Origin of the sequence: Sphingorhabdus lacus, assembly GCF_009768975.1 — a bacterium.
Taxonomy (GTDB): Bacteria; Pseudomonadota; Alphaproteobacteria; order Sphingomonadales; family Sphingomonadaceae; genus Sphingorhabdus_B; species Sphingorhabdus_B lacus.
Window position 1 is genome coordinate 594,888 of the sequence record NZ_CP035733.1, and the last position, 23,384, is coordinate 618,271.

The 23,384-nt window shown below is 56.5% G+C and carries 22 protein-coding genes and 1 tRNA gene; 20 read left to right on the plus strand and 3 right to left on the minus strand.

Translation table 11 applies throughout. From position 1 onward, the window contains the following. Positions 1-114: 114 nt before the first annotated feature. Entirely contained in the window at positions 115-348 is a 234-nt protein-coding gene (locus tag EUU25_RS02655) for a DUF1192 domain-containing protein (protein WP_425505196.1), read from the minus strand. Positions 349-387: 39 nt separating this feature from the next. Here EUU25_RS02655 and EUU25_RS02660 point away from each other — a divergent pair, with 39 nt between their 5' ends. After that, complete coding sequence (locus EUU25_RS02660) at positions 388-1,386, plus strand: NAD(P)H-quinone oxidoreductase (protein ID WP_187351289.1); 999 nt, start codon at positions 388-390, stop codon at positions 1,384-1,386. Here EUU25_RS02660 and EUU25_RS02665 read toward each other — a convergent pair. After that, a complete protein-coding gene (locus tag EUU25_RS02665; RefSeq protein ID WP_246162867.1) occupies positions 1,383-2,342 on the minus strand; it encodes an alpha/beta fold hydrolase in 960 nt (319 codons plus the stop codon). The genes EUU25_RS02660 and EUU25_RS02665 overlap by 4 nt on opposite strands. A gap of 77 nt (positions 2,343-2,419) precedes the next feature. On the opposite strand from EUU25_RS02665, the gene EUU25_RS02670 reads away from it, so the two are divergent. The 13 genes from EUU25_RS02670 (at position 2,420) to EUU25_RS02730 (ending at position 15,385) form a co-directional block, all read left to right on the plus strand. Continuing rightward, entirely contained in the window at positions 2,420-2,701 is a 282-nt protein-coding gene (locus tag EUU25_RS02670; RefSeq protein WP_158898053.1) for a hypothetical protein, read from the plus strand. Between the two features lie 130 nt (positions 2,702-2,831). After that, a complete protein-coding gene (locus tag EUU25_RS02675; RefSeq protein WP_158898055.1) occupies positions 2,832-3,533 on the plus strand; it encodes a DUF1013 domain-containing protein in 702 nt (233 codons plus the stop codon). Between the two features lie 366 nt (positions 3,534-3,899). After that, on the plus strand, positions 3,900-4,997 hold the full coding sequence (locus EUU25_RS02680; protein WP_158898057.1) for an MBL fold metallo-hydrolase: 1,098 nt from the start codon (positions 3,900-3,902) through the stop codon (positions 4,995-4,997). Continuing rightward, on the plus strand, positions 4,969-6,687 hold the full coding sequence (locus EUU25_RS02685) for a long-chain-fatty-acid--CoA ligase (RefSeq protein ID WP_425505197.1): 1,719 nt from the start codon (positions 4,969-4,971) through the stop codon (positions 6,685-6,687). The genes EUU25_RS02680 and EUU25_RS02685 overlap by 29 nt, the downstream gene beginning before the upstream one ends. Before the next feature lie 401 nt (positions 6,688-7,088). Next, positions 7,089-8,207: a DNA polymerase IV gene (dinB, locus tag EUU25_RS02690; RefSeq protein WP_222848843.1), complete on the plus strand. Its 1,119-nt coding sequence runs from the start codon at positions 7,089-7,091 to the stop codon at positions 8,205-8,207. 55 nt (positions 8,208-8,262) lie between these two features. Further along, positions 8,263-8,907 (plus strand): TetR/AcrR family transcriptional regulator, encoded by a 645-nt coding sequence (locus EUU25_RS02695; RefSeq protein ID WP_158898059.1) that lies wholly within the window; start codon positions 8,263-8,265, stop codon positions 8,905-8,907. Between the two features lie 52 nt (positions 8,908-8,959). Beyond that, positions 8,960-9,034: transfer RNA gene (locus EUU25_RS02700), tRNA-Val, on the plus strand. A 107-nt stretch (positions 9,035-9,141) separates the two neighbouring features. Next, positions 9,142-10,083, plus strand: a complete 942-nt coding sequence (locus EUU25_RS02705) for an NAD(P)H-dependent flavin oxidoreductase (protein ID WP_158898061.1) — start codon at positions 9,142-9,144, stop codon at positions 10,081-10,083. A gap of 8 nt (positions 10,084-10,091) precedes the next feature. After that, on the plus strand, positions 10,092-10,487 hold the full coding sequence (locus tag EUU25_RS02710) for a ribose-phosphate pyrophosphokinase (protein WP_246162868.1): 396 nt from the start codon (positions 10,092-10,094) through the stop codon (positions 10,485-10,487). After that, the gene (locus EUU25_RS02715; RefSeq protein WP_158898063.1) at positions 10,484-11,812 is read left to right on the plus strand and encodes a phosphotransferase; all 1,329 of its coding nucleotides are present in this window, start codon (positions 10,484-10,486) and stop codon (positions 11,810-11,812) included. The genes EUU25_RS02710 and EUU25_RS02715 overlap by 4 nt, the downstream gene beginning before the upstream one ends. 142 nt (positions 11,813-11,954) lie before the next feature. After that, complete coding sequence (locus tag EUU25_RS02720; RefSeq protein WP_158898065.1) at positions 11,955-13,220, plus strand: acyl-CoA dehydrogenase family protein; 1,266 nt, start codon at positions 11,955-11,957, stop codon at positions 13,218-13,220. A gap of 7 nt (positions 13,221-13,227) precedes the next feature. Continuing rightward, entirely contained in the window at positions 13,228-14,025 is a 798-nt protein-coding gene (locus tag EUU25_RS02725) for a TIGR03084 family metal-binding protein (protein WP_158898067.1), read from the plus strand. A 58-nt stretch (positions 14,026-14,083) separates the two neighbouring features. Continuing rightward, positions 14,084-15,385: a metal-dependent hydrolase family protein gene (locus EUU25_RS02730; RefSeq protein ID WP_246162870.1), complete on the plus strand. Its 1,302-nt coding sequence runs from the start codon at positions 14,084-14,086 to the stop codon at positions 15,383-15,385. Here EUU25_RS02730 and EUU25_RS02735 read toward each other — a convergent pair. Beyond that, a complete protein-coding gene (locus tag EUU25_RS02735) occupies positions 15,372-16,451 on the minus strand; it encodes a DUF2855 family protein (protein WP_246162872.1) in 1,080 nt (359 codons plus the stop codon). The genes EUU25_RS02730 and EUU25_RS02735 overlap by 14 nt on opposite strands. 234 nt (positions 16,452-16,685) lie before the next feature. On the opposite strand from EUU25_RS02735, the gene ribB reads away from it, so the two are divergent. The 6 genes from ribB (at position 16,686) to EUU25_RS02765 (ending at position 23,383) form a co-directional block, all read left to right on the plus strand. Continuing rightward, complete coding sequence (gene ribB / locus EUU25_RS02740; RefSeq protein ID WP_158898071.1) at positions 16,686-17,987, plus strand: 3,4-dihydroxy-2-butanone-4-phosphate synthase; 1,302 nt, start codon at positions 16,686-16,688, stop codon at positions 17,985-17,987. Next, positions 17,987-18,406 carry a 6,7-dimethyl-8-ribityllumazine synthase gene (gene ribH / locus EUU25_RS02745; protein WP_158898073.1) on the plus strand — a complete coding sequence of 140 codons (420 nt, stop codon included), beginning with the start codon at positions 17,987-17,989 and terminating at the stop codon, positions 18,404-18,406. The genes ribB and ribH overlap by 1 nt, the downstream gene beginning before the upstream one ends. Positions 18,407-18,451: 45 nt before the next feature. Next, a complete protein-coding gene (locus tag EUU25_RS02750) occupies positions 18,452-20,053 on the plus strand; it encodes a carboxyl transferase domain-containing protein (protein WP_158898075.1) in 1,602 nt (533 codons plus the stop codon). Positions 20,054-20,058: 5 nt separating this feature from the next. Then, positions 20,059-21,921 carry an acetyl/propionyl/methylcrotonyl-CoA carboxylase subunit alpha gene (locus EUU25_RS02755; RefSeq protein ID WP_158903059.1) on the plus strand — a complete coding sequence of 621 codons (1,863 nt, stop codon included), beginning with the start codon at positions 20,059-20,061 and terminating at the stop codon, positions 21,919-21,921. A 70-nt stretch (positions 21,922-21,991) separates the two neighbouring features. Then, positions 21,992-22,447 carry a MaoC family dehydratase gene (locus EUU25_RS02760; protein ID WP_158898077.1) on the plus strand — a complete coding sequence of 152 codons (456 nt, stop codon included), beginning with the start codon at positions 21,992-21,994 and terminating at the stop codon, positions 22,445-22,447. An 84-nt stretch (positions 22,448-22,531) separates the two neighbouring features. Further along, entirely contained in the window at positions 22,532-23,383 is an 852-nt protein-coding gene (locus EUU25_RS02765) for an HpcH/HpaI aldolase/citrate lyase family protein (protein WP_158898079.1), read from the plus strand. Position 23,384: the final 1 nt, after the last annotated feature.

Genomic DNA, 23,384 nt, shown 5'->3' on the forward strand with positions numbered 1-23,384 from the left:
AACTGGGGTCGCTGGGGTCAGTTCACTCTATATCGGTTTCGTCTTTTGCGCTTTCAACTGCATTTCTGAAGTTAACGGCAAAAGGGTGAAAAATTCATGCCGCGCCATGGTTTTTCACTTTTTAAATAACGCGTCGGCGGCGCTGCGGTGGCGGGTGGCGAAGGCGATTTTGCCTTCGCACCTTGTAATCTCGGCCTTTAGGGCGGCAATCCGCGCTTCCAGTTCGTCGACCGACAGGGGATCGAGGTCCTGCCTGACCAACAGGGCCAGCGGGTCGTCACGGCGCAGCGGTAAATTCTCGTCGCTTTCCATGGTGACCAGTGTTGACTGGACCGCGGTTGCTGTCAATAAGTTCCCGCCGGAACAGGGGCGGAAATGGGGACTGACATGGCAGATTTGCCACATAATATGACCGCGATCGAAATTTCCACGCCGGGCGGTCCCGAAGTGTTGAAGCCCTGCGACCGTCCCGTGCCGGTTCCCGGACCCGGCGAAGTGTTGCTGAAGGTCGCTTATGCAGGGGTCAACCGCCCCGATGTCGTCCAGCGCAAGGGCCTTTATCCGCCACCACCGGGCGCGAGCGATCTGCCGGGGCTGGAGGTTTCGGGAACCGTTGTTGCGACCGGCCCGGACGTCGATGACGGCGAGATGGGCGGCCGCTATTGCGCGCTGGTCTCTGGCGGAGGCTATGCCGAATATTGCATTGCCCGCCTCGACCAGTGCCTGCCCGTAGCCGCATCGCTCGGCATGGCAGAAGCCGCGGCTTTGCCAGAGACGTTGTTCACTGTCTGGCACAATGTGTTCGAGCGCGGCTATGCCTGCGACGGGGAGACGATCCTTGTCCATGGCGGGACTAGCGGCATCGGCACCATGGCGATCAAGCTGGGCAAGCTATACGGGCTGGAGGTTATCGTTACCTGCGGCTCGGACGCCAAATGCGACGCCGCCAAAGCCCTCGGCGCCGACCATGCGATCAATTACAACAGCACGGACTTTGTCGAGGCAGTGAAGGCGATCACCGGCGGTGCCGGGGTGCATATCGTGCTCGACATGGTCGCGGGCAGCTACGTCCCCCGGAATTTGCAATGCCTGCGCGAAGATGGACGCCATGTCACCATCGCGGTGCAAGGCGGCATGGTCGCGGAAATCAACATGGCGCAGGTCATGATGCGCCGCCTGACGCTGACCGGCTCCACACTGCGCCCGCGTACTGCCGCGTTCAAGGCCCTGTTGGCGCTGGAAATCTATCAGTCGGTCTGGCCCATGGTCACCGACGGCGCGCTCCGCCCCGAAATGAACCGTATCTTCCCGCTCCGGGAAGCCGCGGCCGCCCATGCCTATATGGAATCGGGCGACCATGTCGGCAAAATTATACTCGAGGTCTAAGGCGTCGGCAGCGCGTCCAGCCACAGCTTGACGTCCGCCGCGCTCTTTTCCGGAATTTCTTCCATCGGAATATGCCCGACCGCAGGGTAGATGATCAAGTTCGACCCTGGAATGGCTTCGGCAAACCAGTTCGCCGATTTGACCGGGATCAGATTGTCCTCTTCGCCCCATAGGATCAACGTCGGCACCTTAATCGCCGCAAGTGTCTCCTTGCTCGCCTGCCTGTTGTTATGCGGCAGGGAGAAACGCTTCATCGTCGCCTCGCGATTGCCGGGATAGCGGTTGAGTTCCCAATAGCGGTCGACCAGCGCGTCGTCGATTTTGGATTGCACACTCATCGAAGTTTTGATGCTCGATTCAAACATGCTGCGCGGGGCGATGAAGCGGGTCAGTTCCTTGACCACCGGCATCCGCGCCAGACGGAAGCCGATGGGTATCTTGCGCGCCTGCCATTGCGGTGCACCCGCCGCATCGACCAGTAAAACAGCTTCGGTCTTGGCCGGATGGGCGAGGGCGAACATCCACGCCGTTCCGCCGCCCATCGAATTGCCGCCAATCACGGCTTTGGGAATATCCAGCCGCGTCATCAGCTTGTCGACGACATCGACAAACACCGGATAATCATACACCCCGCCCCGATGACTGCCGGTTAGGCCATGGCCAGGCAGGTCGAGCGAGACGATGCGGTAATCCTTGCCCAGCGCTGCCACCCAAGGCTCCCATGTGTGCAGCGAGGCGTTCGATCCATGGATCAGCATCACAACACGCCCGTCGCGCTTGCCCTGATCGCGGTAATGGACCGTCAGGCCCGGCTCAAGCTCGACATAGCGCGACGCGGCATTGCCATATTTGGCCTTCATCGCCGCGCCATCGGTGTCCGGCGCATAGCCCCAGATAAAAAGCGCCGCGACCGCGACCAGGACCAAAGCAGCCAGCCATTTCAGGAATTTCTTCATTACATCTCTCTCCCCTAGTGGCGTTGAAATGCTGCAAAGAAAGGCGTAAAGCAAGCTATGCTGTAAGGAGCCCTACGATGAGTTATCCTTTGCTGAGAATTTCCGAAGACAACAGCCATGTCGAAGTGCGCAAGGGACGCGGTGCGCAGCGGTGGGAAGATATGGTGGAAATATTCAACGGTGCCGCCACCAAAGACCAGGAATGGAGCGGTGGCGAAGGCGATAAACTGAGCGCCCGACGGTGCAAATGGCCGAAGGATAATCCCTGTACGGATATGTCGATCGCCTATTCGGTGACGGGACAATCGGGCCTGGACGTCGGCAAGCCCCGGCTGCGTGTCTTTCCGGTTCAACGCTAAGCACGGACAAAATTGTGCCAAAAAGCCGCAAAACAGCGACTAGACGCCGCGATCAATTTGGCCTAAACCGCCCTCCAGCAAATTCAGGCCGCTCCGGTAAGGGGCGGCCCTTATTATTGGAGTAGAGTAGATGGCCACCCCTTTGATGCCGCATGCAACAGCCGCATGGCTTGTTGACAACACCGGCCTGAGCTTCTCGCAGATTGCCGAGTTCTGCGGAATTCACATCCTCGAAGTGCAGGCGATGGCCGACGATATGACCGGTTCGAAATATACCGGACGCGATCCTGTTCACGCCGGCGAATTGTCGATGGACGAGATCGAAAAAGGTCAGGCCGACGAAGATTATGTCCTGAAGATGAGCAAGGGCCCCGAGCAGGTCCGCCGCACAAAGGGCCCGCGCTACACCCCGGTGTCGAAGCGTCAGGACAAGCCCGATGGCATCGCCTGGCTCTTACGTAACCATCCGGAAATTTCGGACGGCGCGATCTGCAAGCTGATCGGGACCACCCGCAACACGATTACCGCCATTCGTGAGCGTAGCCACTGGAACATCGCTGAAATCCAGCCGAAGGATCCGGTCACGCTTGGCTTGACGTCGCAGCGCGAACTCGACGCCATCGTCAACCGCGCGGCGAAGAAGGCCGGCATCGACAACAGCGCCGCCGACGACGCGCGTCTTGGCACCGACCGCGAAGCCCTGATCGAAGAACTCCGCGCCGAACGCACCGAGGCCGCCCGCAAGGCAGAAGCCGCGCTGAACGGTGAAGAAGAGTCGGCTGTGAAGCCGGAACTGACGGCGGATACGCTGTTCAAGAAAACGGGCGAGTAAGCTCTCTCCTTCCTCCGTCCGGCCCTCAAGGTTCGGGCGACAACGATGCATCTACGGGGACTGTCCCTGAAGGGACTGTCCCCAACACCCGACGCATACCCCTTCACCGTCGCGCCCCTCACGAACAACGCCTAGGCCTGTCGGCCAAGGCTCCGTATCCTCTCCCAACGGGAGAGGGGGCGTTCGGACTCCCATACCCGTCACCCTGAACTTGTTTCAGGGCCGTATTCCCTTGACGTTGAAAACTAAGACCCTGAAACAAGTTCAGGGTGACGCATGCTTGATAGCGGCGCATTTCTCTTAGGCCCTACCACCTTTCCTAACGTCAGCATTGCCTTAACCGCGCGATTAAGGCACGGCTATGCAATGGCACCCAAAACACCCCCCGCTTATGACGCTTCCCTGGCCGATCATGGCTTTGAAGCGAAGGAACTCAAGGGATTGACCTATCCCTTGGGCGACCATGCCCCGCAATATGGAGAGATTTATCCACTGGCGCCTGATCTGGGTTGGACGCGGATGCCGGTGCCGGGAAATCTGGCGCATATCAATTTATGGATACTCGACGACGGAGACGGTTATGCGATCGCCGATACCGGACTGTTCATGCCGGGGACAATTGAGCATTGGAAGGCGATGTTTGCGGGCGTGCTGTCCGACCGGCAGATGACGCGGATTTTTGTGACGCATTTCCATCCCGATCATGCAGGCTGCGCCGGATGGCTGGCCAACAAGTTCAAGGTGCCGATCTGGATGAACCGGACGGAATGGCTGATGGTCCGGATGCTGACAAATGAGCAGCTCGATCACCCGCCCGAAGAAGTCCTCAACAGACGCCGCTTTGCCGGCTATGACGAGGAACGGATCGAGCAGATGCGCAAGGGCGGTTGGGGCAGCTTTGCCCGTGCCGTATCGCGCCTGCCAACCGGGCATGTGCGGCTGGATGATGGACAGGTCGTCCGCATTGGGCAACGCGACTGGACCGTTATGACAGGTGGCGGGCATACCCCTGAGCATGCGAGCCTCGTCGATTTCCACAATGGAATGATCATCGCCGGCGACCAGATCTTGCCGCGGATCACCTCCAACGTCTCCGTCATGGACAGCGAGCCGGAGGCTGACCCCTTGGGTGAGTGGCTCGACTCCATCGCCAAATTCCGCGCGGCCCTGCCTGCCGACATGCTCGTGCTCCCCGCGCATGGCGAGCCGTTCACAGGCGTCCATGTCCGCCTCGACAAGCTGGCGTCCGGCCATCACGAACGGCTGGAAAAACTGGAAGTCGCCTTGCGGGATACAGAGATGCGCGCGGTCGACACATTTGACTTGCTCTTTGATCGCGAAATAGACGACAGCGTTTATGGCCTCGCGACCGGTGAGGCACAGGCGCATCTGCGGCATCTGCACCTCACGGGACGCATCAAATGCGAAATCCGCGATGGCGTTGGCTGGTATCACGCGGCATAAGAACGACATGACGACGCGCAACTGGCAAAGCCACTATCTCCACCCGACCAAATGGGACCAGCATTTTGCACCGCTGGCCATGCACGATATGTTTTTCCAATCCGCGGAACGGATGGGCAAGGCTGCCTTGGCGGACTTTATGGGCCGCAAATATAGCTATGCCGAAATGGCCGAAAGCGTCCGGCGCGTGGCCAAAGGCCTGCAGGACAAGGGGATAGGAAAGGGCGATCATATCGGCCTGTTCCTGCCTAATGTGCCCCATTATATTGCTGCATATTATGGCGCGCTTGCTGCCGGGGCGACGGTGGTCAATTTTTCTCCGCTCTATTCGGTGGATGAACTCGCGCATCAGGTGGCCGATAGCGGGACCTCGATCCTGTTTACCGTGTCGGCTGCGGCGCTTTTGCCGACCGCCATCAAGGTGCTCGACAAGTCGAGCCTGAAGGAACTGGTCGTGGGCAGTGTGGCCGAAGCCCTGCCGCGCGCCAAAAGCTGGGCTTATCGCCTGTTCAAGCGGAAGGATATCGCGGCTATCCCGGCCGACGATCGCATCACATCCTATGCGGATCTGACCGCAAATGGCGGGGATTATGCGGTTCAGCCCTGCGATCCTGAAAAGGACATTGCCCAGTTGCAATATACGGGCGGCACCACAGGCGTGCCCAAAGGCGCGATGTTGAGCCACCAGAATATCACCGCCAATGCGCGGCAGATCAACATGCTGGACCCGCACAGCCGGATCAACCAACCCGACAATCCTGCAGAAGACCGGATTTTGGGCGTACTGCCCTTCTTCCATGTCTTTGCGAACGCGACGGTTTTGAACCGGACCATTTTCAATGGCGGCGAAATCGTCATGTTACCGCGCTTCGAAGCGAAAGCGGCGCTGGCGGCTGTGAACCGGACTCATGTGACATCGCTGCCCGGTGTGCCGACCATGTATCAGGCGTTGCTTGACTGCCCCGATATAGCAAAAACCAACTTCACCAGCCTTCGCGCCTGCATTTCCGGCGGCGCACCTTTGGCCGCCGAGTTGAAGGCCCGCTTTGAAGAGCGCAGCGGTGCCGTCGTAATCGAAGGCTATGGCCTGACCGAAAGCTCCGGCGTGGTCTCCTGTAACCCCTATGAGGGGCTAAATAAGCTTGGCAGCATCGGACAGCCTATTCCCGGGACCGATGTCAAATTGCTCGACAAGGAAGACCCCACCAAGCCCGCCCCCGAAGGCGAACCGGGCGAGTTGGTCTTTGCAGGGCCACAGGTTATGTGTGGCTATTGGAAACGGCCCGATGCCGATGCCGAAGTGTTCGTCGGCAAATATCTGCGTACCGGCGATGTGGCGACAATCGACGAAGATGGCTTCATCCATATTGTCGACCGCCTGAAAGACATGATCGCTGTCGGCGGGTTCAAGGTTTTCCCCAGCCAGGTCGAAGATGTGCTCTACAAGCATCCGGCGGTGAAAGAGGCGCTCGTGATCGGCGTGCCTGACGCCTATCACGGCGAAATGCCGCGCGCCTTCGTGACGTTGCAAGACGGTGCCACGGAAGATGGCGCGGCGCTGATGGCATGGCTGAACCCGCAATTGGGCAAGCATGAGCGGGTGCAGGCCGTTGTGGTTCGGGAGGCTTTGCCCAAGACGATGATTGGGAAACTGGACCGGAAGGCTTTGCGGGCGGAGATTGGGTGTTAGGTTTTTTTCGCTAGAAGGAAGAAGAGGTAGAAGGAAGAAGGCGTTGGGTTGTGCATTCGGCTCCGCTCTATATTTGCGGCCTTACCTCTCCTAATTTGTTACCCTGAGCCATCCTAACCCCGTCACCCTGAACTATCCTACCCCTTCACCCTGAACTTGTTACAGGGTCTTAGTTTCAACGTCGAAGTAATAAGACCCTGAAACAAGTTCAGGGTGACGGTGTTGGTAAGCAGGATAACGACGCATTGGCGAATAAATCGCTATAATTCATACGCATCCGCGAATGCCAAAACCAACGCCTTCTTCCTTCTACCCCTTCTTCCTTCTAGCTAAATATCTTCGGCCAAAAATCCCGCAGACGATTTTCCATAGCAATCCCCAAAACTTCCCCATAATCCACGCTGGTGTCCAACCCCGACGCCCCGCAACCTGTCCGCAAGATCATCCATGTCGACATGGATGCCTTTTTCGCGAGCGTGGAGCAGCGGGACAATCCGGAATTGCGCGGCAAACCCGTTGCAGTGGGCGGATCGTCCAAACGGGGCGTTGTGGCGGCGGCGAGTTATGAGGCGCGGGCCTTTGGTGTGCGTTCGGCCATGCCCTCGGTTACGGCGCAGCGGCAATGTCCCGACCTGATTTTTGTAAAGCCGCGCTTTGAAGCCTATCGCACGGTATCGCGGCAAATCCGGGACATTTTTGCACGGCACACCGACCTTATCCAGCCGCTGTCGCTCGACGAAGCCTATCTGGATGTAACCAACGACAAGCAGGGTATTGGCTCGGCCGTCAAGATTGCCAAGGCGATCCGTGCTGCCATCCGCGCCGAGACCGGCCTGACGGCGAGCGCGGGGGTCAGTTATAACAAGTTTATCGCTAAGCTCGCGAGTGATCAGAACAAGCCCGATGGCTTGTGCGTTATTTTACCTGAGCAGGGTGCGGAATTTGTGGCCGGTCTGCCGGTGCGGCGCTTTCATGGCGTGGGGCCGCGCACGGCGGAGAAGATGGCAAAGCTTGGCGTGCATACCGGCGCCGACCTCGCGCAAAAGGACGAGGCATGGCTGGCGCACCATTTTGGCAGCTGGGGTAGCTATTTGTTCAAGGCGGCGCGGGGGATTGATGACGGGCCGGTCAACGCCAACAGCGTCCGCAAATCCTTGGGCGGGGAGCTGACCTATTTTGACGACAAGCGCAGCGAGGATGAGCTGCGCGAGGCGTTGGACGAGATTATCGATATCGTGTGGGACCGGATCGAGCGCTATCAGGCCAGGGGCAAGACATTGGTGTTGAAGGCCCGCTATTCGGATTTCCGCACGATCACCCGGTCGCGCACTGTGCCGCACATATTGGCCGACCGCGCGGAATTTGCGCAATTGGGCCATGCGTTGCTGGACCAGATATTGCCGGCGGAAATGGGGATAAGGTTGCTGGGACTGACGTTGGGCAGCCTTGTCGACGAAAGCGGGTCGGGGGAGGATATGCCGGGGCAGGGGCGATTTGCCTTCGACGCCATTGAAGATTGAAGATTTCCAACATATATCACAAAACTGTTATGCATCGATAATACAGGATCCCCCCATGGCCCGCCCCCAAACCGATATTGAGGCTGGAAGAGCCGAGTTGCTCGAAGTCGTTGACGACCTGATCCGCAAGCGCGGGGCGGTCGATATTTCCATGTCGGACCTTGCCGCAGCGGCGGGAATGTCGCCCTCCAACCTCTACCGCTTCTTCGACAGCAAAGAGGCCTTGCTGGAGGCGGTGGCCGAGCGGTTCTTTGACGAGAAAGTCCGCATCATGGTGGAGGTCACTGAATCCGACCTTCCGGTGCGCGAGAAAATGTACGAATATTTCGCCCGCCGCTTCGTGGTGATGGTCGAAAAATATGAGGCGGAACCCGATCTGCTCAAAAGCTATCTCGAAATCGGGCAGCAATATTTCGAAGTCGTGCGCGGCTATGTCGACCTTGGCGACCATTATCTCGCGCTGATCGTCGCCGAGGCGATGGAGCAGGGCTATTTCACCGGCCTGTCGATTGACGAGACAGTTTCGCTGATTAACCAGATGGTGCATTGCTACACCAACCCGGAATCCATAATATATATAGGTACCAACAAGTTACGCGTCGAGAAGCTGGCCCTGATCGTCGACGCCATCTTTAACGGACTAGGCTCTCAGGCTTCGGCCAAATTAACAAAAGAGCCGCATATCAAAATCGTATCCTGAACCTTGCCAACACCGGCGCGCTCTGGCAAAGCGCCCGCCTGTCCTAGCGGACGGGCGATTAGCTCAGTGGTAGAGCACACCCTTCACACGGGTGGGGCCACAAGTTCGAACCTTGTATCGCCTACCATTTTCCCTATCGATTTCAGATCGATAAGTATAAATTTAGTCGCTTGATTAAACACAAGCTTGCCAATCGGAATGCGGGCCTTATGCCTCTTCAAAGAGGAGAGCCGCATGACCAAGATCAACAACCGCATCACAGAATTACTGGGCGTCGAATATCCGATTATTCAGGCTCCCATGGGATGGATCGCCCGCGCCCAACTGGCGTCGGCAGTCTCCAATGCTGGTGGTTTGGGAATCATCGAAACATCGTCCGGCCAACTGGAAGAAGTGCGGGCCGAAATCGTGAAGATGCGCGAACTCACCGACAAACCATTTGGCGTCAACATTGCCCAAGCCTTTGTCCGCGATCCCGGCATAGTCGACTTTGTCGTCGATCAAGGCGTGAAATTTGTCACCACCTCCGCCGGTGACCCCAACAAATATTGCGGTCCGTTAAAGGCAGCTGGTTTGACCGTCTTCCATGTCGTTCCAACACTAGCCGGCGCTATGAAGGCGATCGAAGCCGGTGTTGACGGGTTGGTCGTGGAAGGTGGCGAAGGCGGAGGGTTCAAGAATCCCAAAGATGTGGCGCTTATGGTGCTGTTGCCGCTGATCCGCAGCAAAGTCGAAGTGCCCATCATTGCCGCAGGCGGTATGGTATGCGGCCGTACAATGGCAGCCGCTTTTGCCCTTGGTGCCGAGGGCGTGCAAATGGGAACGCGCATGGTCAGCGCAGCGGAATCGCCAGTCCACCAGAACTGGAAGGACGCCATCATCAACGCGAAGGAAACAGACACATTGTTTCTGAACCGTCACGGGCCGGGTCCGGCTTTGCGGGCGCTCAAAACCGAGCGGACCACAAAACTCGATCGCGAGCCGACCGATAACATCATGGGCGAAATGCGCGGCGTTCTCGATCTCTATTTTGGAGGGGATATGGAGGCCGCCATTGCACTGTCGGGCCAGGTTGCTGGACGCATAGACGAAGTCAAATCCGCCAAAGATATTATCGACGAAGTCATATCGGATTTTCATGCCATCATGGAGCAGATGGCCAAAACCTATCTCTAGGAAGAACATTGGACCCGATCCTTGAAGACTTTCTTAGTGATCCGGCAGCCGATCTTTCGGCACTGCACGATGTCGCCCGGATCAAGGTGCTTTTGGAAAATTGCGCGCGGGAAGGTCGTGCGATCAGTTATTCCGAGTTACTGCTCAACCTCGGCTTTCGTTTTACACGACCCAAGATGCGCGCGGTTTGCAAAACACTCGATCGCATCGATGCTTTGACTGCGCAGGAAGGCACGCCCGCTCTGGCGGTGCTCGTCGTTCGCGAAGGGGACGGATTACCCGGACAGGGGTGGTGGACTGGACGGACGGACTATCAGGGGCAATGGACCGGACCGGATGCCGAAGCACATATAGCAAAGCTCCAAGCGGCGGTTTTTGCCTATTGGAAGGGGCTTGGGCGATGACCGCTGAATTCGCGACGAACCTATCCGGTTTTGTGCAACGTGGTCTGGGCGGCGACGGCACAATTGAGGAACTAAAGCGGCTGTCTGGCGGCGCCAATATGGAAAGCTGGTCCTTTGATTATGCAGGGCAGGGCTATGTTCTCCGGTTCTCCCCGACCGCGGAAATGATGGCAGGCCGGGCCTATGGTCATGATGTCGAGGCAGCAGTAGTCCGGGCGGCCTTTGCATCTGGCGTCAAAGCGCCTGAAATAGTGGCTGAGATTATCCCTGCTGATGGTTTAGGAACCGGATATCTGATGCGGCGGATTGATGCCGAGGTAAATCCGTCCAAGATTTTGGCAGCGCCACCCGCCTCTTTGCTGGCCGATCTCGCCCGGGAACTCGCAACTATCCATAATGTGCCGCGCGATATATTGCCCGCACTCCCGGTTACATCCGCGCAAAGCCTGCTTTCCGAGCTAAAAGCGCGTTTTTTGTCTTTTGGTGGGGATCGACCCGTCATGGCACTCACATTGCGCTGGCTCGAGGAGCATTGTCCAACTGCGGTCGATCCTGTGTTGCTGCACGGCGATTTCCGCATGGGCAATATCATGGCCGATCGCGATGGTCTGGCGGTGGTGCTTGATTGGGAACTCGCGCATGTGGGCGATCGGCATCAAGACTTGGCATTCGGCTGTATAAACAGCTGGCGCTTCGGAAATATTGATCGTCCTGCATTCGGTCTTGGTCCCGTTGAACTATTCTGGGCCGAATATGAGGCCGCAAGCGGTACTGCCGTCGAAGCAGATCGTTTTCGCTGGTGGCTTGTATATGCAACCTTATGGTGGGGGATATGCTGCCTGCAAATGGCGGATATTTGGCGCACGGGCCTGGACAAGGGACTCGAGCGGGCCGTGATTGGACGGCGTGCTTCAGAAACCGAAGTCGACCTTTTAATGTTGTTGGAAAAATTTGCACCGGTTGAAGAGCGTAGTCGAATTAGCATTGAGAATTTCACGGAAGCGAACCGTCATGGAGAGCCATCGACCACGGAAATGCTCGAGGCGCTCTCAAGCTGGATCGACAGCGACGTCAAACCGAACGCCCACGGCAGAGACCGCTTTATGGCGTCCGTAGCGCTGAATGCACTGGGCATGTTGCGGCGAGAATCCGAACGGCCCATAGCGATCCAGGATAAATCGCTATCCGATGAGTTGCTCACCGGCCAAAAGTCCTTGTCTACGCCGGGTTTGCTGGCTCGGTTGAAGCAGCAATCACTCTACAAACTAATGGTCGACCAACCGAAATATTCGGCTCTCGCGAAGGCAATGGAACAATGGATTTAATCAGGCAATTAAATGTGCTTGAATTGCAGGTGTGGACTTGTAACGTTGAATAAATCCGGACCAAATCTAAAGAAATCAAGAACCGGAAGCGACCTGTTAGTTGACGCAGACACCGGTCCGTTACGTGATGTGGGAGAGTAAAATGTTGTTCACGATACCAACAGAAATTACCGACTATCTCCACACTCTCGACGCGTTTATCGAACGGGAAATCAAGCCGATCGAAAACCGGGATGATAATATCCGTTTTTTCGACCATCGTCGTGAACATGCTCGGACCGACTGGGACAATGATGGGCATCCGCGTGCCGATTGGTGGGCGTTATTAGCCGAAATGCGCCAAGTCGCCGACCGTGCCGGACATTATCGCTATGCCATTCCGAAAGAATATGGAGGACAAGATGGCAGCAATTTGGCGATGGCGGTTATCCGGCATCATCTGGCCCATAAAGGCCTCGGTCTCCATAACGACTTGCAAAATGAAAGCAGTATCGTCGGCAATCTGGTCCAGGTGCTGATGCTTCGGGATTTTGGAACAGAGCAGCAAAAGCGGGACTTTATACCGCCCATGCTCGAAGGCAAAATGGGGTGGAGTTTCGGCTTAACCGAAGAGCATCATGGTAGCGATGCGACACATATGGACACGCGGGCAGTGCCGGAAATGCGCGATGGCGTGGCGGGCTATCGTATAAACGGCAACAAGATGTGGACAACAGGCTTGCCCTACACGTCGCATGTCATGACATTCGCCCGTACAAGCGGTGATAACGGCAAGGCTCGCGGGATTACCTGCTTCGTTGTACCGACCGATGCTGCCGGATTTGAAATTGGCGAATATCTCTGGACGTTCAATATGCCCACTGATCACCCAAAGGTGAAATATACGGATGTGTGGGTTCCGGAAAGTGCAATTTTGGGTGAGTTGGACAACGGATTGGCAGTCGCGCAGCATTTCGTGCACGAAAATCGGATCCGGCAAGCCGCGTCGTCACTCGGTGCCGCGCAATATTGCATAGACGAGGCGGTGAAATATGCGCGGGAGCGTAAGCCCTTCGGCAAAGCGCTGGCGGTAAATCAGGGCATCCAATTTCCGCTTGTCGAACTTCAGACAGACGCCGAAATGCTCCGTCTTCTCATCTACAAGACGGCAGCCGAAATGGATACGATGTCCAAGCCCGAGGTTGCTGTTCGACTTTCCGACAAGGTCAGCATGTGCAATTACAAAGCCAACCGTCTGGTATGCAATGCCGCCGATTTCGCTATGCAAGTCCATGGTGGTATCGGCTATTCGCGGCATAAGCCGTTTGAGCATATCTACCGCCATCACCGGCGGTACCGTATCACCGAGGGCGCCGAGGAAATTCAAATGCGCAAAGTCGCCGGGCATCTCTTCGGATTCATGGGGTAGGGGCAATATGCAACAGGCACAGGATTTTTACGACGAAAGCTTAGCGCTGAACGCCCTGCTCGAACCGCTTTCCGAAAGTGAATTTGAATCGGCAACTTTGTTCAAAGGATGGACAATCAACAATATCGTGCGTCATCTGCACGTGTGGAACATCGCCGCTGATTTATCGATCATGGACGAGGCAGCCTTTACGGAATTTCTGCAGCAAATGGCCGCCGGCATCAAGGGAGGGCGATTGCCCGATTTTGAATCGACTTACCTCGAGGGTCTCGCGGGGCAGCAATTACGTCAGGCTTGGATTACGCGCGCCAAAACAATGGCTGAACATTTTGCAGAGGCAGACCCCAAGCAGCGCCTGAAATGGGTTGGCCCGGATATGAGTGCCCTCAGTTCCGTGACGGCGCGTCTTATGGAAACGTGGGCGCACGCACAGGCGATTTACGATGTGCTGGGTGCGGATCGCGAAGACAGCGACCGGATCGGCAACATCGTGCGTTTGGGTGTCAACACATGGGGGTGGACCTGGAAAAACCGCAGAACCGAACCTCCCGGCCCGATGCCGCAACTTAAACTTACCGCTTCATCAGGAGCGCTGTGGGAATATGGTGAAGCTTCGGAAAGCGGCGTAATCGAAGGAAGCGCTTCGGATTTCTGCCAAGTCGTCACACAATGCCGCAACATCGCTGACACAAATTTGTCGGTCGTAGGGGACGTGGCGAAGCAGTGGATGGCGTTTGCCCAATGCTTCGCTGGACCGCCGCAAGATCCCCCCGCACCCGGCGTTCGACATCGGAACATGATGTGACGTCTTGCTCAAAGTCTGCAACGGCTTAGAAGGTGCACAGAGTAGAGGAGTATCTCGCGTGAAAATAGCTACCGCAATTTGTCTTTCGATGTTGGCAATCCCCGTTGCTCTTGCGGCCCAAACGCCGGAGCAGGTTACCGTCATATATGCAGGGCAACTGCTGGATAAGCCGGGCAGCGCACCTCGAGGTGCGTCTACATTGATTATCCGCAACGGCCGCGTCGCGGAAGTTCTGAACGGCCACCAAACGGGCCCGGTAGGAGCGACAATCATCGACCTCAAAGGTAAGTTTGTACTGCCGGGTCTGATTGATAGCCATGTCCATCTCGATAGCGATGCAGGCGGCAATGCAGCTTTGATTGAGGCTGTTACGGATAGTCCAGCCCGCGCGGCATACCGCGCAGCCGGGAACGCGAAGAAGACATTGATGGCTGGTTTCACCACCGTTCGCAATCTGGGTGACGGCAGCGGCGCAACGCTCGCTCTGCGGGATGCCGTGGCTGCGGGCGAGCTTCCGGGGCCACGTATCATCGATGCGGGGCGCTCCATTTCAACGACCAGCGGTCATATGGATGCGACCTTGTCGGTTTCGGAAGATTTGCATGGCAGCATCGGTCAGGAAAATCTCTGCGATGGTGTAGAAAGCTGCCGCCAAGCGGTACGCAAACAGATCCGTAGGGGCGTGGACGTCATCAAGATCGCAACGACCGGCGGCGTCAACAGCCGTATCGGAGCAGGCCTTGGCCGCCAGCTGTTTGATGATGAGGTCAAGGCATTGGTTGATACAGCCCATCTCTATGGAAAGAAGATGGCAGTCCATGCACATGGCGAAGATGGCATCAACGCGGCGTTGGCTGCGGGAGCGGACTCGATTGAACATGGCACGATGCTCGACGATGCGAGCATAAAGCTCTTTAAAGCGTCGGGCGCCTATTATGTGCCGACCTTGTCAACGGTAAACGGGTATATCGAACGTTTGGCTGCCAACCCTAATGCCTACCCGCCCGATGTTCTTGCCAAGGTGAAATGGCGCATTGGCGTGACCGGCAAAAGCCTTGCCAAAGCTTATCCGGCGGGTGTGAAGATTGCCTTTGGCACTGACGCTGGCGTGTCCAAGCATGGGCGCAATGCGGATGAATTCGAACTGATGGTGAAACACGGCATGCCCGCCAGCGCAGCTATCCAGGCCGCGACCCTGAACGCCGCAACTTTGCTCGGCGTTGAAAAGGAAGTTGGCAGTCTTGAACCCGGCAAAGCAGCCGATCTGATTGCAGTCGACGGCGATCCCACCGTCGACGTGACTGTGTTAAAGGCTGTGAAGTTTGTGATGAAGGACGGCAAAGTCTTCAAGGATGAATGATAATCCCCTTTTGCGGGTCGGTGCGTCCTTCCAGTGTCTCGACAAAGCTATGCGCGGCGCTGTTCAGTCCGTTGCGTTTGTCAAACGCGACGACGCCGTCGACCGCCGTTAAAAAGCTTTTCCAGCTTTTGGCTACCGCTTCACCAAAGCCTTTGGGGCCGAGTTCCTGAATGCTCGCCACCGCATGATCAGGTGCAAAGAAAAGTATCGGTTTTGGTCCAGAAATCTCACCCCCACCCCCGCTGATGCCGCGGGCATCGACATGGGTTGCCCCGACAAGGCAGCTATATTTTAAATGCTCACCCAGTACGGAGTGAATCTGATGTAGCAGTGCGCTATTGCCGGCAAAGTCGACCGACACCGATGAAGCTTGGTCTAGGTTAGCGACGTCATCATAGGCCAGGGTTTCATCATAAAGCCCACTTTCTTCGACAAAGGCGACATTGCTCTTTGAGGTCAGACCGATGCGTTTAATGTTCGGTGAAAGATCCTTTGCGACACTGGCCAATCCCATAGCCGTTTTGGACGATGCGCTCGTCATGATCAGGTTCTTTGCGCCGAACCAACCTTCGCGACGGAACATGGATTCAATCAGGAAGCCTGTCTTGAATAATGGCCCGAAAAGCATGCGCTCATCTTCTTTGGCAGGATCATGTTCGGGATCGGCGTTCAGCCGAGCATATTGATTGTAGATTGGGCTCATCGGTTGGCGATGTGCTGCCATGTCGGTGAAGCCGCCGCTGCTGATTTTTCCCGGAAGTACATCGAGATGCGTCCCCATGGGTAAATAGCCATAGATCCGTTCGCCAACTGAGATGTCCGGGGCGCAGGACTCTTCGACGATGGCATGACCCCACATGGGGACAACGCCAAAGTCGCCTTCTGCCGGAAAGAAATTCCAATAACCAAACATATCGCCCATAACAGCGTAGGTGATGTTGTTTGCGGTGACCGAAAAGCTCTCGATTCTAAGCCGGACTTCGCCATCGCCTAATGGAGGAAGCCTATCCTCATGAATATGGGTTTCGGTTAATGATGTCTTTTTTACCCATACCGTCGATGCCACTGCTGCTCTCCTATTTACTGTTCTGGGTAAATTCATGCTTCCATTGCAGGATAGACAGTGTCACGGCACATTATCCTTTGCATTGACCCGTTCGAATTTCCAGAATGCCATAGTGCAATGGGAGATGGTCGGTTGCAAGCCATTGGATAAGTTGCGTTGCCAATAGGGTTCATGACGCAACGCGATGTGAACTATTCTTTTGACAATCACATTTCAATGTGAAAATAGCGACTCATGTCTACACAACTCATCACCAAACTTCGCGCGCTCGTCCATGATGGCGGCCTCTCACGCTCTGGCCTCGCTCGTGCAGCCGGGCTTCATGCAAACACCCTTCGCGACCTTGATCAACCGGACTGGAATCCGACGGCTGATACGCTTCGCAAGCTGGAAAGCTATCTCTTTTCGAACGACGACACGCCGGCACTGGTTCCGATTGAGGAAATCATCGAAGAAGCGCGTAATGGCCGCATGTATATCCTCGTCGACGACGAAGACCGGGAGAATGAAGGCGATCTGATCATTCCCGCACAAATGGCGACGCCGGATGCTATCAACTTCATGGCGACCCATGGACGCGGATTGATTTGTCTTACGCTCACCAAAGACCGGGTCGAGCAGTTGGGTCTAGACTTGATGAGCCGAGCAAACGGAACGCGGCATGAGACGGCGTTCACAACATCAATCGAGGCGCGCGAGGGCGTCACAACGGGGATCAGTGCCGCTGACCGCGCGCGAACGGTTTCAGTCGCAATTGACGCTTCAAAAGGTCGTAACGACATAGTGACCCCGGGCCATGTATTTCCCTTGATTGCCCGCGATGGAGGGGTGCTGGTAAGGGCAGGGCATACCGAAGCAGGCTGTGATATCTCGCGCCTCGCCGGATTAAATCCTTCCAGCGTCATCTGCGAAATCATGAAAGATGACGGCACCATGGCGCGGATGGATGATCTTGTGTCGTTCGCGCGTCTGCACGGCTTGAAAATGGGCACGATCAGGGACCTGATCGCTTACCGCCGTAAGCATGACCACTTGGTCGAAAAGCGCGCCGAAATGAAATTCAATAGCCGTTGGGGCGGTGAATGGACGGCGATGACCTTCTATAACAAAGCGACGGGCGACGAGACCATGGCGCTGGTTAAAGGCCGGGTTGATCCTGAAAAACCAACTTTGGTGCGCATGCACACCATGTCCATGTTCGTGGATGTCTTCGGGGAAGAAAATGAACGCGCTGGTCTTTTGTCGCGTTCCATGGACGCGATTGCTGCTGAAGGTGCCGGTGTTGTGGTGGTGATCAATAAACCTATGAAGGGTATCGTGACGCGATTCATGCAATTGCGCGCTGAAGGCAAGCAAGCAGGCGCACCCGAGGTCGAGGAACTGCGGGATTATGGCGGTGGCGCACAAATACTTACCGAATTGGGTGTGCAGGACATGATCCTGCTCACAAATACGCATCACACATTGGTGGGGCTTGAAGGCTACGGGCTTTCCATTGTAGGCGAGCGGCCGATACCCGGCACAGGAGGCGAATAATGGCGAAGTTCCTTATAGTTGAAGCCCGTTTTTACGACCATTTGAACGATATGCTCGTTGCCGGGGCCAAAGCAGCATTAAAGACGGCCGGACACGAAGTTGACGTCATTACCGTTCCGGGCGCATTGGAACTGCCAGGTACAATCGCGATGGCTGCTGAAAGCCAGCAATATGACGGCTTCGTCGCTATAGGTGTCGTCATCAGGGGCGAAACATATCATTTCGAAATCGTTGCGGGCGAAAGCGCGCGCGGAATCATGGCTCTCACGATGGACGGGATCGCCATCGGCAATGGCATATTGACCGTTGAAAACGAACAGCAGGCACTTGTGCGGGCAGACCCCAAGCAGAAGGACAAGGGCGGGGAGGCGGCCAAGGCAGCGCTCGCTTTGTACGAACTTCAAGGTCGCTTCGCGTAATTTAGTTTCAATTGCACCAAATTTTCTGGCAGGGTAGCTGACATTATGACTGCACCCATTTTATCCAGCCAGATCAACCCCGAAGCCGACGAATTCCAAAAGCGGAGTGCGCACAATAGTGCATTGAAAGATGCACTTTGGGCCAAGGTGGCCGAAGCAGCGCTGGGCGGGAATGAAAAGTCGCGTGAACGGCACACGGCGCGTGGAAAGCTCTTGCCCAGAGAACGCGTCGAACATTTGCTCGACCCCGGCTCGCCATTCCTCGAAATCGGCCAGTTGGTAGCTAATGGGCTGTATGACGATGAGGTTCCCGGGGCAGGTTTGATCTGCGGAATTGGACGGGTTTCCGGTCGTCAGTGTATGATTGTGTGCAATGATGCGACGGTAAAGGGCGGCACTTACTACCCTATGACCGTCAAAAAGCATCTGCGCGCACAGGAAATAGCGGAAGCTAACCGCTTGCCCTGCATATATCTGGTCGACAGCGGCGGCGCGAACTTGCCGCATCAGGACGAAGTCTTCCCCGACCGCGACCATTTCGGGCGTATCTTCTTCAATCAAGCAAATATGAGCGCCAAGGGCATCCCGCAGATTGCCTGTGTCATGGGAAGCTGCACCGCTGGTGGTGCATATGTCCCGGCGATGTCCGACGAAAGTGTGATCGTCCGCAATCAGGGCACGATTTTCCTGGCCGGTCCGCCGCTTGTAAAGGCGGCAACGGGTGAGGAAATCAGCGCAGAAGATTTGGGCGGTGGCGATCTCCACGGCCGGAAATCCGGCGTCGTCGATCATGTTGCCGAGAATGACGAACATGCCTTGACGATCGTGCGTGACATAATCAGTCACCTAGGACCGGTCCATAAGCCTGACATTGACTTGAAAGAGCCGCGCCTCCCTAAATTTGATGCCGAGGAGCTATATGGTGTCATCCCCGATGATGTGCGTGCGCCCTATGACGTACACGAGGTTATCGCGCGTATCGTTGACGGTAGCGAGTTTCACGAATTCAAAGCTCTATATGGCACCACATTGGTGTGCGGCTTTGCGCATATCTGGGGAATGCCGGTCGCGATCCTTGCGAATAACGGCGTCCTTTTTTCCGAAAGCGCGGTCAAGGGTGCGCACTTCATTGAGCTTGCGTGCCAACGGCGAATACCTTTGCTGTTCCTACAGAATATCAGCGGCTTCATGGTCGGCGGCAAATATGAGGCAGAGGGCATTGCGAAGCACGGCGCGAAACTTGTTACCGCTGTTGCGACGGCCAGCGTGCCCAAGGTAACGGTTCTGATTGGCGGAAGTTTTGGCGCGGGCAATTACGGCATGTGCGGACGCGCCTATTCGCCGCGCTTTCTTTTCTCATGGCCCAATGCACGGATCAGTGTCATGGGCGGGGAGCAGGCCGCGTCGGTTCTGGCTACCGTCCACCGCGATGCTGGCAAATGGACGCCGGAAGAGGCGGAATCGTTCAAGGCCCCCATTCGCCAGAAATATGAGGATGAAGGTAACCCTTATTACGCGACCGCCCGATTGTGGGACGACGGCATTATTGACCCAGCGCAGACACGGGATGTGCTGGGCCTCGCCTTTGCGGCGGCACTCAATGCCCCAGTAGAGGAGGCGCCCCGCTTTGGGGTGTTCCGGATGTGACCAAGATGATCAAATCCCTTCTCATCGCAAACCGCGGCGAGATAGCCTGCCGGATTATCCGCACTGCCCGCGACATGGGTATTCGCACCGTGGCGGTTTATTCGGACGCTGACGCAACGGCGCTGCATGTGCGGCGGGCCGATGACGCGGTGCATATCGGGCCGTCGCCAGCGCGCGAGAGCTATCTTGTAGGCGAAAAAATTATCGCCGCCGCCAGGGCCACTGGTGCAGAAGCTATCCATCCCGGCTACGGTTTCCTATCCGAAAATGCCGAGTTTGCTCAAAGCGTGATAGACGCGGGCTTAATTTGGGTTGGGCCAAATCCAGCGAGCATTACCGCCATGGGGCTGAAGGATGCTGCGAAAAAGCTGATGGCCGAAGCCGGAGTGCCGGTCACCCCTGGCTATATGGGCGAAAACCAGGACCCCGCCTTTCTCGCTGAACGCGCCGCCGAGATCGGCTATCCCGTGCTCATCAAGGCGGTTGCCGGCGGCGGCGGCAAGGGAATGCGCAAGGTCGATGACGCGGCAGATTTCGTCGAAGCGCTGGCATCATGCCAGCGGGAGGCCAGTTCCTCTTTCGGCAATGCCCATGTCCTCATCGAAAAATATATCCAGCGCCCCCGTCACATCGAAGTGCAGGTGTTCGGTGATAAACACGGCAACATCGTCCATCTTTTTGAGAGGGACTGTTCTTTGCAACGCCGTCACCAGAAAGTGATCGAAGAGGCACCGGCGCCTGGAATGGACGAGGCAACGCGGGAACAACTGTGCGCCGCTGCCGTCCGTGCTGCAAAGGCAGTTGATTATGTTGGCGCGGGCACGATTGAGTTTATTGCCGATGCCAGCGACGGTCTGCGTGCCGACCGAATTTGGTTCATGGAAATGAATACGCGATTGCAGGTCGAGCATCCAGTGACAGAGGAAATCACGGGGGTCGATCTGGTCGAATGGCAGTTGCGTGTCGCGAGCGGTGAGGCTTTGCCCAAGCGGCAGGATGAATTAGCCATCAACGGCTGGGCAATGGAGGTGCGGCTATACGCAGAAAACCCGGCTACCGGATTTTTGCCATCCATCGGTTCGCTTGATCATCTGGCATTTCCGGAAGAATTGCGGATCGACACTGGAGTGGAGGAAGGCGGAGAGGTCTCTCCCTTCTATGACCCGATGATTGCCAAGCTGATTGCTTGGGGTCAGAACCGGAACGCAGCGTCAGCCGAGTTAAGAAACGGCATAGACGGCACCGAAGTCTGGCCGGTTAAAACCAATGCAGGATTTTTGGGCAGACTGCTGGATTTGCCGGAATTCGCTTCCGGCGATGTCGACACGGGCCTCATCGCGCGCGAAGTTGACACCCTCGTCACGCCGCCTGAACCAGAGACTGACGAACTGCTCGAAGCAGCCGCACTGTTATGTGCAAGCCCGGGCCAAAGTCCCGTAAGTGCGGCGCTTGGTTTCCGGCTTAATGCGCCATCCCGGGCTGAAGCTCGTATCTTGGACGATAGTGGCGCTACCCATGACGTGGTGTTCAGTGAGGTTGACGAGGATCATCCGACAGCTGACGTATTGGCCTTTGTCAGCGGCTTTGCGCGTCGTTACGTGTTGGCCCAGCCGAGAGGGTCAGGTCTTGGGGCAGTCGGTGATGGCGCCATTCTCTCCCCCATGCCGGGTCGAATTATCGCTGTTGACGTTACTGCAGGGCAGTCCGTGGCAAAGGGCCAAAAGCTCCTCACTCTCGAAGCAATGAAAATGGAACATAGTTTGACGGCGCCCTTCGACGGGGTAGTGGCAGAACTGAATGCAGAGGCGGGCATGCAGGTGCAGGTCGAGGCACTATTGGCACGGATTGAAGCGTCAGCTGAATCATGACCGCTATGCATCCATTTGCCATTCAGGCCTTCGTGGGAATGAAATCATATTTAGTTATGAGGTAGTCTAAATGGCGGGACGTTATTTTAACCAGTGGAAGATCGGCGACACTGTTGTCCATGAAATCCGCCGAACGGTAACCGAAACCGACAATTTGTTGTTCTCGGTTATGACCCATAACCCGCAACCGTTGCACATCGATGCAGAAGCGGCGCGGGCCAGTGAGTTCGGGCAAATCCTTGTGAACGGCACCTTCACATTCAGTTTGATGGTGGGCCTTTCAGTCGGAGATACGACGCTAGGTACGCTGGTGGCCAATCTCGGATATGACAAGCTAGTCATGCCCAAACCGGTTTTTATCGGGGACACACTGCGCGCGGAAACCGAAGTCGTAGGGCTGAAAGACAGTAAATCGCGGCCCGGCGCGGGCGTCGTCACCTTCCTTCATCGCTGCCTCAATCAGCGCGACGAACTCGTATGCAGTTGCGAGCGCTCGGCACTGTTAAAGCGGAGCGAAACAGCGTAACCTTGCTGTAAGGGTCAACGAAAGGCGTTGCAGAAATGTTTTTCGATAAGGCTGCTAACGGTGAAATATATAAGGCTGAAACCCATGAAGCTCCGCTCCCTCCTCTTCGTGCCCGGCGATCGGCCTGAACGTTTTTCCAAGGCTTCGGCTAGCGGAGCCGATGCGATCATTATCGATTTAGAAGATTCGGTAGCGTTAGACAGAAAGGTTTTGGCGCGCGAGGCGACGGCGGAATATCTGTCGGGTGACCGACCGGTGCTCGTGTTCGTTCGGGTGAATCCACAAGACAGTCAGTTGACCCATGATGACCTCGCATCTGTGCTGCCGTTCTTACCGGACGGTATCGTGTTGCCAAAGGCGGAAGGGGCCCGCTCAATAAACTGGTTGCGGGCCGAAGCGGCGGCAGTCGCAGATAATCCTGATGGTGAAGCGCCGCCGATTTTGCCCATTGCCACCGAAACGCCCGGCGCTGTTTTCGATCTTGGCAGTTTGCGCGAAGTTGCGCCTTGGTTAGCTGGGGTTAGCTGGGGGGCAGAAGACCTGCCGGCCGCTGTCGGCGCCGCCACTTCTCGGGAACCTGATGGTAGCTACACCGCGCCTTACGAATTAGCCCGTTCGCTGACCTTGTTTGCCGCCCATGCCGCGGGTGTTGCGGCTATTGATACCGTATTTCCAAATATAAGCGATGCAGATGCGTTAGACGGATATGTTGCACGGGCTGCTAGGGACGGCTTTACCGGAATGCTTGCTATTCATCCGTCGCAAGTACCAAATATCAACAAGGGATTTACGCCGTCGGAACAGCAATTGGCGCATGCCCGAGCAGTGGTAGATGCATTTGCCGAAAATCCTGGCGCTGGAGTGCTGCAACTCGATGGCAAGATGATCGACGCGCCGCATTTGAAGGCCGCGCTGTCGATCCTCGCCCGGGTCTAGA